The organism is Puniceibacterium antarcticum (assembly GCF_002760615.1).
Taxonomy (GTDB): domain Bacteria; phylum Pseudomonadota; class Alphaproteobacteria; order Rhodobacterales; family Rhodobacteraceae; genus Puniceibacterium; species Puniceibacterium antarcticum.
This window is the reverse complement of the sequence record NZ_AWWI01000121.1, coordinates 369,490-381,057: the sequence shown is the minus strand read 5'-3', so window position 1 is coordinate 381,057 and position 11,568 is coordinate 369,490. Positions and strand designations below refer to the sequence as shown.

Annotated in this window: 10 protein-coding genes, 1 tRNA gene and 1 pseudogene; all 12 read right to left on the bottom strand. The window is 63.7% G+C overall.

Annotated features, from left to right (window positions below):
- On the bottom strand, window positions 1–620 hold a 620-nt coding region (locus P775_RS18905; RefSeq protein ID WP_143520947.1), incomplete at its 3' end, for a hypothetical protein.
- A gap of 40 nt (window positions 621–660) precedes the next feature.
- A complete protein-coding gene (locus tag P775_RS28575; RefSeq protein ID WP_218967726.1) occupies window positions 661–1,194 on the bottom strand; it encodes a M91 family zinc metallopeptidase in 534 nt (177 codons plus the stop codon).
- Between the two features lie 57 nt (window positions 1,195–1,251).
- A complete protein-coding gene (locus P775_RS28570; RefSeq protein ID WP_245875759.1) occupies window positions 1,252–2,112 on the bottom strand; it encodes an RHS repeat-associated core domain-containing protein in 861 nt (286 codons plus the stop codon).
- A 66-nt stretch (window positions 2,113–2,178) separates the two neighbouring features.
- Window positions 2,179–2,649 carry a hypothetical protein gene (locus P775_RS28180; protein ID WP_180287482.1) on the bottom strand — a complete coding sequence of 157 codons (471 nt, stop codon included), beginning with the start codon at window positions 2,647–2,649 and terminating at the stop codon, window positions 2,179–2,181.
- A 97-nt stretch (window positions 2,650–2,746) separates the two neighbouring features.
- Window positions 2,747–3,010 (bottom strand): annotated as a pseudogene (locus P775_RS29015) (Arm DNA-binding domain-containing protein); the annotation flags it as partial.
- 149 nt (window positions 3,011–3,159) lie between these two features.
- A tRNA-Ser gene (locus tag P775_RS18890) sits at window positions 3,160–3,249 on the bottom strand.
- A gap of 143 nt (window positions 3,250–3,392) precedes the next feature.
- Entirely contained in the window at window positions 3,393–4,115 is a 723-nt protein-coding gene (locus P775_RS18885; RefSeq protein WP_099912428.1) for an alanyl-tRNA editing protein, read from the bottom strand.
- On the bottom strand, window positions 4,112–6,580 hold the full coding sequence (locus P775_RS18880; protein ID WP_099912427.1) for a DUF3772 domain-containing protein: 2,469 nt from the start codon (window positions 6,578–6,580) through the stop codon (window positions 4,112–4,114). Before P775_RS18880 ends, P775_RS18885 begins: the two co-directional genes overlap by 4 nt.
- The gene (locus P775_RS18875) at window positions 6,580–7,614 is read right to left on the bottom strand and encodes a cysteine synthase A (protein ID WP_099912426.1); all 1,035 of its coding nucleotides are present in this window, start codon (window positions 7,612–7,614) and stop codon (window positions 6,580–6,582) included. Before P775_RS18875 ends, P775_RS18880 begins: the two co-directional genes overlap by 1 nt.
- Before the next feature lie 54 nt (window positions 7,615–7,668).
- Window positions 7,669–8,796, bottom strand: a complete 1,128-nt coding sequence (locus tag P775_RS18870; protein WP_099912425.1) for an NUDIX domain-containing protein — start codon at window positions 8,794–8,796, stop codon at window positions 7,669–7,671.
- A 59-nt stretch (window positions 8,797–8,855) separates the two neighbouring features.
- Window positions 8,856–10,064, bottom strand: coding sequence for an SAM-dependent methyltransferase (locus P775_RS18865; RefSeq protein ID WP_099912462.1), 1,209 nt, complete (start codon window positions 10,062–10,064; stop codon window positions 8,856–8,858).
- A gap of 81 nt (window positions 10,065–10,145) precedes the next feature.
- Window positions 10,146–11,567 (bottom strand): cryptochrome/photolyase family protein, encoded by a 1,422-nt coding sequence (locus P775_RS18860; RefSeq protein WP_099912424.1) that lies wholly within the window; start codon window positions 11,565–11,567, stop codon window positions 10,146–10,148.
- Between the last annotated feature and the right edge of the window lies 1 nt (window position 11,568).

Here is an 11,568-nt window from a genome sequence, read left to right as displayed (position 1 = left end):
AAGCCGTGATCGAAGGCCGTGGCGATAAAACCGGTGTCGGAGTTCAGCGACGACAAACCATCCCGCAGGTTGCCGTTCGCATCGAAGTAGCGTTCGCGGAAGGCCTCGCGGTCGAGCGCGGCATATTCCTTCTGGCGCGCGGGATCGACCCGGCGCTGGTCGAGCAGCGCCGCGTCGGTCGGCGCCGCGTCGGTCGGCGCCGCCGGGAAGCTCTCGCGCGAAAAATCCATGGCGGTGATCGAGGGGACGATGTTGGCGGGAAACAGTGTGACGCAGCGCACCGGTGCCTCGCCGGGCGGCACGACCACCAGATCGAGGTAGGGTGACTTGAGGCTCTGCGCCGCAAGATAGGCAAAAGCTCGGATCCGGTTGACGGCCTTCAGCGCGGGCAGGGTCTGCACCTCGAGTCCTTCCTTCGTCATCGCGACCTCGGCCCCGAACCCCATCCGCGCGAGCTCCGCGCCAAGCCACTCCGCGTCCTTGCCGGATCGCCGCAGAAAGTCGAGCGGCACGACCGCGGGGCGCGTGAGCCCGGGGCCTGTCATCTGCGCTGCCGCGGGGGTGGCGAGCAGACCCGCCACCAGAAGCGCGCGCAGTATCCCGTTGAGTGTCGGTCTCATGGTCGTGTTCCTTGCTGCATGGGGAAAGGGCTCGGCACCGTCACGGCACCGCGTAGTCGCTGTAGTTGTTGCGCAGGTCGATCCCGTTCTGCCGGCGCAGGTCGTTTTCGGTGATGTCATCGGCGCGCGGCGAGCCGCCGACCCCCACGGTCCGGGCCTCTTCATCGAACTTGGCCCGGTGCGGCGTGCCGTCAACCCCGGTGTAGTTCACCGGGCTGAGGCCAGAGATCTGCCCGGCCATGATATGCGTCGCATGGATCAGCTCATGCCCTATCGCGATCCCGGGATCGACCGCGACGTCGTTCACCTTGCCCGTCGCCGGGTTGAACTCGGGCAGCGACGGCGTGAACGCGGGGTCATAGGCCACCGTTGCATCGCCCTTGGTCGCCATCCAGTTCACCGAGGGATCGGCCCGGTCCGCCCCTGCCTGACCGGCCTCGAAGCTGATCGTCGTCTTCTGGGTGTCCGAGACCACGCGGTTCACGAGTTCGCGCCCGGTGTCGAAGCCTGTGCCGGGAACGAAGAAGCTCTTCACATCAAGAAAGACACCGTGCAGCCAGTTCTGCGAGATCACCCCCGTCTCCTCGTCCACCCGTGCGGTCGGGTCGATCCGCTGGAGGCTCTGCTCGACCTAGCGGCGATAGGCCTCGTCCCCTGCCACGACGCCCTCAAGCCCAGTCGGGTCGATAAAGGCCATTGGGTTGTTGTTCGCGTAGGCGAACAGGTTGCAAGCAACCGTATTGGTCGAGCAGCGTTCGGGGTCGCCCATGTAGAGCGGGTCGGGGGTGATGAAGCGCCCGAGCGCCGGGTCGTAGTAGGGCGCGCCGTAATAGTAGAGCCCGGTGCTGTCATCGAGATACTTGCCGGTAAAGCGGTGGTGCGTCCGCTCGCGCGGCAGGTCGGCCGCGACCACTGCGGCATGGGTGCCCCAGGCGGGGTTCAGCACCTCGGGAGCATGCTCGGTGCCATAGGCGGGGTAGAGCATCTGCTCGACCGGCACACCGTCCGAGGTCATCACGTAGTCGCTGCTGTCGAGATGGTCGCGCAGGTAGTAGAACCATCTGCCGGTGCCGTGCTCCATCCGCACCAGCCGGGCGGTGCCGATGTGCACGAAGCTTTCCTCGACCTTCGGCCCGACCTCGAAGCTCTGCATCGGAAAGAGCGAAAGCGCAGGCTCGCCGTCGGCCACCGGCCGGGTCTGCTTGTAGAGCCGCCGCCCGGTCTGGTCGTAGCCGAAGAACACGTCCTCGGTCGCGGTCTTCGCGCGGATCAGCCGCCCGTGCGCGTCATAGACGGTGCCGGTCAGCCGCGGCGACCTTGCAAGCTGCCCGAACCCGTCGAACGCATAGGGCTTGTCCGCGGTGCCCGCCGGGATCAGCCCCGTCGAGGCACCCGGCGGCGGGGCGATCGGGCCCGCCGCGAACTCGTCGTTGCGAATGAAGGCGCCGGCGGCAGAATAGTCGAAGGCCGCTGTCTCGCCGTAGCGCGTCATCTTGCGCACCCACCGTGTCCGCCGCGATCCGCCCACCCGACACGTAGAGATCCGAAAGGCACAGGTTCACACCGCGCTGCACCGGCCCGGCGGCACCGCACCCTCGCCGGGGGGCTGGTAGCGGGCGACATAGAGCGTGTCGCCGGTGCTGTTCTCGGTCAGGAACACCTCGAACCGATGAAGGCTCCAGGCACCGGGGCCACCCGCCACGGCGTCGGGCTCTGCCGGGGCCGCGGTACCACTGCCGCAGCCCAGTACGACCCGCGGCCTGCCGAGATCCGGCGGCGGCGCCATCGCCTGAAGCACGCCGGGCAGTTGCAGCCGCTCGCGGATCGCCAGCGCCGACTTCAGCGCGGTGCAGGCGGCGGGGAGCGCGTCGTAGCCGGTGCCGTCCGGTGCGGCCAGGTAGTAAAGTCCCGATCCTGCAACATCCGCCCAGATCGGCATCGTGGCGGGCCAGTCGGCGTCGAAGCCCGCCGCGGCACAGGGAAGCCCCGGGTGCATACTCAGCCAGCGTGTTGATCCACTGCTGAGCATGCTTTGGGTTCTTCCAGGTTGGCAGCCGTTCGACGTGAACGGTCCTGGCCACCTCCTCGAAGCAGGGCACCACCACCTCCTGATTGAACTTTGGATTGATGCCTTGCCGCGCGAGCCTTCGATATTCCAGAGCCCGGTCTCTGGCGACGTTCAGGGTGACGACATCCGCGCCCCCCAGCCCGAAGTCTGTCCGCAGGGGCTTCCCCATGCGATTGCGCTGACCTTTGACGGTCACGCGCACGATCCAACGTCGTGCGCCGGAAGGATCGACGATCAAGTAGAGGCCGTTTCCGTCACCATGACGGCCCGACCTCAGCGAGCGGACGAGATTCTTCGTCAGCCTGCCGCTGCTATAAGTCATGCTAGATACCTCATTTCGTACCACGGAATGAATAGCACCGAGCAAAACCGAATTTAGACGGTTGCAAACGATATTAGACGAAACGGTGCGTCTGTTCAGTACCTTAGAGGTTAGAACAGCACCGACGCTCAATCAACAAAAATGGTATGTGGCGGAGAGGAAGGGATTCGAACCCTCGAGACGGTTCCCCGCCTACACACTTTCCAGGCGTGCGCCTTCGACCACTCGGCCACCTCTCCGTCGACCGCTTTAGCGTGAGGCAACGGGGGGGTGCAAGGGGCAAGCTGGAGAATTCTTATAAAAAGCGATCAGATTTTCTCGACAAGCGGGTGAAATTCCACAAGCAAGAGGGGGGACGCAACGTCAACGACCCCAAAACGCCTCAAAGATCGAGGGCGATGTTCACGCGGCGGTTCTGCTGACCCTTGTTTTCGATCTTGCCAAGGCTCAGATGACCGATCTCGCCGGTGCGGGCCACATGGGTGCCGCCGCAGGGCTGCAGATCGACCTGCTCGGCCCCCTGCCCGATCCGCACAAGGCGGATGGGCCCGCTGCCGCGCGGGGGTGCAACCGACAGCGTCTTGATAAGGTTTGGGCTGGCATCCAGCTCGGCCTCGGTGATCCAGTCCTCGCTCACCGGCAGATCGCGGTCCACAAGGGCATTCAGCGCCGCCTCGATGCCATCCCGGTCCTCGGGTGGCTCTGGCATCAGGAAATCCAGCCGCCCCTTGCCCGCGCCGATCGCACCCCCCGTCACCGGCAGCGCAATCACAACCGTCAGCAGGTGCAGAGCGGTGTGCATCCGCATCATCCTGTGGCGCCGCTCCCAGTCCAGCTCCTGACGCACCAGACTCCCCAGCGGCGGCAGAGAGGCGGCTTCGGACGGGACAAGCACGCAGCTGTCACCCATGCCCTTCAGGGCGGTGGCAATGCCAAGCCGCTGACCACCCCAGCTGATCCAGCCGCTGTCGCCCGGCTGACCACCACCCGCCGGGTAAAACACCGAGGCATCGCAGATGACCCCGCCTTCGGGCGTGTGGGACAGGACGCGCGCCTCAGCTTCGCGCCGATAGGGATGGGTGAGGTACACCGGATTCGTATTCATCTGCCGCCGTCCCCTCCGTCTGCCCCGTCCGCATCGGACATGTCCCCCACACCATGCAGGGCCGCCCGCGCAGCGCCCTTGTCACGCGTGGGGCGTGGTGGCGTCGGCTCTGGCCGTGCCTGCGTCGTGTGATGCCGGTCCACCGCATTCTGATCGTGCAGCATTTCGGGATTGCGCAGCCAGATGTCGCGCTGCGCGAACGGGATCTGGATGCCCGCCGCCTTGAAGCGTTCGGCGATCTGGTGGTTCATCTCGGTGCGGATATCCAGCACAAGGTTGATGTCGATCAGAATCGCGCGGATCTCGAATTCCATCGCATTCTCGCCGAATCCCTTGAAGTAGATATAGGGTGCAGGGTTCATCATCACCTGCGGATGTTCGCGCGCAATGCCCAGCAGCACCGATTCCACCTGCCGCGTGTCCGTACCATAAGCCACACCCACCTGGACGATTATGCGGCCCAGCGAATTGCCCCGGGTGAAGTTGGTCACGTTGCCGGTGATCAGATCGGCATTGGGCACGATCACGTCGGTACGATCAAACGTCTCGATCCGCGTCGCGCGGACCGAGATATCCTTGACATAGCCCATCTCGTCGCCGACCTGAATCCAGTCGCCTTCGGAAATCGGACGCTCGATCAGCAGGATGATGCCGGATACAAAGTTCTGCACGATGGTCTGCAGACCGAAACCAACCCCCAGCGACAGACCACCCGCAACAAAGGCAAGCGATGTCAGATCCAGCCCAGCGGACGAGATGGCGAGCAACGCCGAGCCGATGATGCCGGTATAGCCCAGCCCAGCCACGATCGCATTGCGCCCACCGATGTCCAGCCGCGTCTTGGGCAGCACGGAACTGCGCAGCGCACCCTGCACGAGACGCGTGACGGCATAGCCTACGACAAAGACCATGATCACGCCCACAAAATCCATGGGCGCAACGCGCGTCTCGCCCACGGTGAACCCGGCACTGAAACGTGTCCAAAGTTCGGTTAGGTCTGCCACCCGTGCGCCCCAGATCAGCGACAGCAGCGGCATCAACGACAGGATCAGCAAAAAGCCCAGCAGCACCGGGATCAGGCTTTGGGACTCTTCGACCGTTTTGCGGGTGATCAGTTCGAACGCATCCGCGATGAAGCGCTGAATCACCATGCCCGTGCCGATCAGCAGTAGGGTCGCAATCGCCTGGAATACCAAAGCATCCGCAAGGTTGGCATAGCCGATCGCCGCCAGCACCGGTGCGGCCAGCGCCAGCAGCAGAATCAGCTTGCCAAAGATGCGCACGATGCGCAGCCGGAAATGCGTCTCGTCCTGCGGCTCTTCCCCTTCGGACACGCCCTTCAGCGACGCCACCCGCAGGATCTGCCCCACCCGGAACAGCAAAAGCGCGCTCAACACGATGATCGGAAAATTCAGAACTGCCTCGGTCTCAAGCCCGTAATCGTCCATGCGCCCCAGAAAGGTCAGCGCGGTCTTCAGCACCAGCATCAGCCCGATCAGCGTCACGTAATAGCGCGCCTGGGTGCGCAGCTTGCGCTCCATCGGCAGGGTCGCCACATCATCGTTGCGCGAAAAGGTCTGTTCCGCCAGCCAGCGCACGAACAGCGCCACACCGATCCAGATCGGCAGCTGCACCATCACGGTCTCGGCGCGGTCACCAACCAGGCCGCTGATCCGCACCGCTGTGGCAAAGGCATAGACACCCAGCAGCGGCAGGATGATCTGGCCCAGCGACAGCATGAACTGCCACACGCCGGTGCCCCGCCGCGTGCGCCGCCGCAACACGTTGACCGCCGCATGCACCCAGCGTGGCCCACGCAGGGTCAGCAGCAGCGACAGGAACATCAGCATCAGAAAGGATGGAAGCCTTGATATGAAATCCGTGCGCGCCCCGTCCGTGGTCAGCGCCGTTGCAGTATCGGACATCAGCCGCGTGGCCGAACGCACCAGATCCTGCGCCGCCCCGCCCCAATAGAGCGGCACCAGCGGGCTGGGCCCCAGGGCCAGCGCCTTTTCGGCGGCGCGGCTGCGAATGGTGTTGTCAATCTCGCGTATCAGCCCGTCCGCGCGGGTATAGGCCTCTTCTGCGGCCACCACCGGGGCGCGCTGCTGCGCCAGCTGATCGGTCAGCTCCTTGCGCCGCGCGGCGATGTCGGGCGCCTCGCTCTGCCCCTCCGCGGGGGCCGCCCCCAGCGTGTCCAACTGGGCCTGCAGGGTAGAGATACGCTCATTCTGGTCGGATTGGGCGGACTGGAACCGCTGGCGATAGCCCGCGATTTCACTGCGCAGTGAATCAAGCGCCCGGTCGGACGCCTGCCCACCGGCAAGCGCGGTTTCCGCACGCACCGCCGTGCTTTCCCAGCGCTGAGAATCCACATCGCGCGGCGGATCCGCCTGCGCGACAGCCGCGCAGGCGAACATCAGTAGAACCGTCAGCGCAAGACAGAGCCGGCGGATCAGAAACATCAGGCGTCCTCAAACACCCCGGGTATGCTGGCCGGAGCACGATCCAGCCAGCTTGGCACTGGCAGGCCCTTTGCGGTCAGGAACTCGGGGTTGAACAGTTTGGACTGATAGCGGTTGCCGTAGTCACACAGAATGGTGACGATCGTATGACCCGGACCCATTTCCTTGGCCATGCGGATCGCCCCGGCGACGTTGATGCCGGTCGAACCACCCATGACCAGACCCTCTTCGCTCAGCAGATCGAACACGATGGGCAGCGCCTCGTGATCGGAAATCTGATAGCTGAAATCGGGTGTGAACCCTTCTAGGTTGGCAGTGATGCGCCCCTGCCCGATGCCCTCGGTGATCGAATCCCCCTCGGATTTGAACTCACCCGTGGTGTAGAAGCTGTGCAGGGCCGCGCCCATCGGATCGGCCAGGCCGACCTTCACGCCCTTGGGCTGCAGCGCCATGCCGACGCCCGCAACAGTCCCGCCAGAGCCGGCCGCGCAGATAAAGCCATCGACCTTGCCGCCGGTCTGTTCCCAGATCTCGGGGCCGGTGGTTTCGATATGGGCCTGACGGTTGGCGGTGTTGTCGAACTGGTTGGCCCAGATCACACCCTTGTCCGACGTCCGCGCCATCTCCTCGGCCAGACGGCCGGAGTAGCGCACATAGTTGTTGGGATTCTTGTAAGGCGCCGCCGGAACCTGCACCAACTCGGCGCCAGCCAGACGGATCATGTCCTTTTTCTCCTGGCTCTGGGTCTCGGGGATGACAATGACCGTCTTGAAACCCATCGACGCCCCCACCAGTGCCAGACCAATGCCGGTATTGCCCGCAGTGCCCTCGACAATCGTGCCGCCGGGTTTCAGCAGGCCCCTTTTCACGGCATCCTGAATGATGAACAGCGCCGCGCGGTCCTTGACCGACTGACCGGGGTTCATGAACTCGGCCTTGCCCAGAATCTCGCAGCCCGTCAGTTCACTGGCTTTTCTCAGCCGGATCAGCGGTGTGTTTCCGACCGCACTGGCCAGATCGCGTGCAATGCGCATGAGGGTCCCCTTCCAGACATGTTTGCACCGATGTAGGCGTCACCGGGTGCGAACTCAAGTCGGCGCGCGCAACGCAGCGCGATGCCGCCCGAGCCAGAGCAGCATCATCACCAACGGGCCGACATTGATCTCTCCGCTGTCGACCAGCGCCATGGCGGTGTCGAACGGGATCACATGACTGCGGATATCCTCGTTCTCTTCGTCCAGACCGTTGATCCCCTCATCGCGTTTTTCCAGCGGGCACAGCCCCAGAAAGCAGTGAAAGAACTCCGTGGTATAGCCGGGTGAGGCATAGACCTTTGTCATTGCGCGCAGATCCCCCAGCGTCAGCCCCGCCTCTTCCACCGCCTCGCGCCGGGCGCAATCCGCCGGGTTTTCGCCCGCATCAACAAGCCCTGCGATCGGCTCCAGAACCCAGGGCGCCGGATCGCCGCGATGCACCGGCCCGTACCGCAGCTGTTCGATCAGCATGACCTGATCGCTCACCGGATCATAGGGCAGCACCAGCGCCGCATCATAGGCCACAAACGCCTCGCGCGTCACCACATCGCCCTGAGTGCCGTCAAAGCGTTTCCGCTGCACATCATATGTCCTGAGACGGAAAAATCCATCATATCCAGCATGATAGCGCAGGATCTTCACGTCATCCCGGGTCATCGAACTGCGCAGGGTCTGCGGTGCGCCCTCTGCTGCCAGCTCTTGCGCCCAGCCCCGCGCGCAGAAAAACGGCCAAAGCCCCTGCACCGCGTCCACCGGTTTCACCCCGAACTGCACCATCACCTCGGACGCCGCGCTCAGCGTCATTGCCGCCCAGCGCCCAGCCCAGTCGTTCAGATCCCAGCGCGCCCCGGCCTGCCAGCGGTCATTCGCCGGGAAATAGACCTGCGCCGGGGCCTGCCTATCGTCACACGTCACAACAACATCCCGCAGGGCATAATCGAACCCGCCTTCGTAATAGCTCAGCCGCGCCACATCCGTCTCACTCAGGCCGCGCACAAGCAAACCCTCTGCCTGCGCGCCCTCTTCCTCAGCGATCATCGGAAAGGCATGACCCGCAACCCACCAGACGCCATGCTGCCCCAGCACCGCCGGAACAGCATCTATCTCAGCCGCAGGCCGGGCCAGCACGACCTCAAGCAGCGGCGCATGGCACAGGGTGCCGTAGAAAAACACATCTGCCATGATGTCAGCCCCCCGGCACAGAGTCGGAGGAGCGGTACACGGCAGAGATGAACATCGGCTTATCCTGGTCTGGTAATAGTGATCTGAGTCACGTCGCAGTTACCGCTCTGGAACGTGGCTGCACAAGAGGTGAGGTAGAAATTCCACATCCGCCGGAACCGGTCGTCAAAGCCCATCTGCGCCACCTCGTCCCACCTCTCGTTGAACGTGTCATGCCAGCGCAGCAAGGTCTCGCTATAGCTCAATCCGAACTCAATGGATTTCGCCACCGCCAGCCCCGCTTTCAGCACCTCTTCGCGCAGAACCACCGGGCTGGGCAGCATCCCACCCGGAAAGATGTACTTCTGGATAAAATCAGGCCCCCGCCGGTACATATCCCAGCGTTTGTGTTGCACGGTGATGATCTGCAGCGTTGCCTGTTTTCCCGGCTTCAGCCGCTCGCGCACCGTCTTGAAATAAACCGGCCAGTATTTCTCGCCCACCGCCTCGAACATCTCGATGCTGGCAATCCCGTCATAGGTGCCCTTCTCGTCGCGGTAATCCTGCAGCTTGAACGTCACCTTGTCAGACAAGCCCGCCTTGGCGATCCGCTCCACCGCATATTTGTACTGTTCCTCGGAAATCGTCAGCCCCGTCACCGTCAGCCCGCGCTCCTTGGCGGCATATTCGGCAAAGCCACCCCAGCCACAGCCGATCTCAAGCACGTGATCCCCGGGCTGCACCCCCATCTGATCCACCATGCTGGCATATTTGGCGATCTGCGCCTTTTCCATGCTTTCCTGCCCGGTCTCGAACAGAGCGCTGGAATAGGTCATCGTCTCGTCCAGCCACAGCCCGTAAAATTCATTGCCGAGATCATAATGGTGGCTGATGTTCTTGCGCGCCTGCCGCTTGGAGTTGCTCTGCAGCCAGAACCGCAGATTTTCATAGGCCCGCACCAGCCCCGCCCCCGGAAAGCCGTCATAGATGTCGTCATTGTCCGCATGCACAAGCTGCATGAACGCCAGCAGATCCGGCGAGCTCCACCACTTGTCGAGATAGGCATCACAGAACCCCAGATCCCCCTCGCGGATCAGCCGGGCAAAGATATCCTTGTTGTGGATCTGCAGCTCTGCCACCGGCCCCGGATTGCGCCCCTCCGCCCGGAACACCCGACCATCCGGCAACACAAAGTCGATCCGCCCCTTGTTCATGTTCCGCGACATCTCGAACACCCGCGCGAAATAGCGCGGCAGGTCTTTCTGGTCCTTGGTGTCTGTCAGGATCATGCTTGCATCCCTGTCGGAAAATACATCGGCAAGGCTACAGCCTGCGGTGTCGACTCCACAAGCGTTAACGATTTTGTTCATTCAGAAGTCCCTGTTTTCATAGGCGTTCAATGCTCTCTTGCGCCCTTCAGCGGCATCCACGACCGGGTCGGGATATGGATCATCGGGCGATATGGTCCAGCTTTTCGGGATAGCCTCAAAGTAACGCAGCGCATCCCGCGATAGTTTCAATGTGCCCTCCGCGATCCAGCGGTGCATATAGGCATGGTCGGGGTCGAACTTCTCAAGCTGGCTCACCGGATTGAACACCCGGAAATAGGGCGCCGCATCCGGCCCGGACCCCGCCGCCCATTGCCAGCCCATGGCATTGCTCGCCGGGTCCCAGTCGATCAGCGTGTCCTCGAACCAGCGCAAGCCGATCCGCCAGTGACACATCAAATGCTTGGTCAGGTAGGACGCAACAATCATCCGTCCGCGGTTGTGCATCCGTCCGGTAACGTACAACTCCCGCATCGCCGCATCGACAAACGGAATGCCCGTGCGCCCTTGCTTCCAGGCGATCACCTCGGCGCGCTCTTCATCCTCGTTCCAGGGAAAGGCATCCCAGTCTTCCTTCCAGTTGTCGCTCAGGATGCGCGGCGTGTGCCACATCAGATGATAGGCAAACTCGCGCCAGACCAGCTCCTTCAGGAAGGTCTCCGCCCCCGCCTTGCCCGCCTCACGTGCCCTCAGACCCGCGTGCCAGCACTGGCGCGGCGTGATCTCTCCCAGGCTCAGGTTTTCGGACAGGCCCGAGGTGCCATCGACCGCAGGCAGATTGCGCGCCTCCACATAATCGGCCACCCCCTGCGCCATGAACGCCCCAAGCCGCCCCAATGCCGCCTCTTCGCCCAGCCGCACAAAGGGGCGCACCACCTCAGCCCCGCGCCGCATCTCCGCGCCCAACGCCCAGACGTCAAGGCTCTCACTCTCGGGCCAGTCCTGCGGTGCCGGGATCTGCGCAGGGCGCGCCAGCGGCTCTGCCACGATGCGATCCTTCACCGCCTTCCAGAACGGTGTGTAGACCTTGTAAAACCCACCGGTCTTGGTCTCGACAGTCCAAGGCTCGAACATCAGATGCCCTTCGAAACTCCGCGCCTCGACGCCACGATCCTTCAGCGCGGCCTTCACCTGCGTGTCGCGCTCCACCCCCTCGGGGTCATAGGCACGCATCCAGTAAACCGCCCCGGCGCCCACCTCCTCGACCAGCGCTTCCAGCACCTCTCGCGCAGGCCCCGACCGCAGAATCAGCCGACTGCCCGCAGCGCACAGCGCCGCCGCGTGATGTTCCAGCCCCAGCCCCAGACGCCACTTCGGCGCCGCCCCCAGACGGTCCACCGACGCATCTTGCACAAACACCGGAATCACCGGACAGCCGCTCTGCACAGCCGCCTCAAGCGCCGGATGATCACTCAACCTCAGATCCCGCCTGACCCACACCAGGACCGGTCTTTTCCCTGCCATT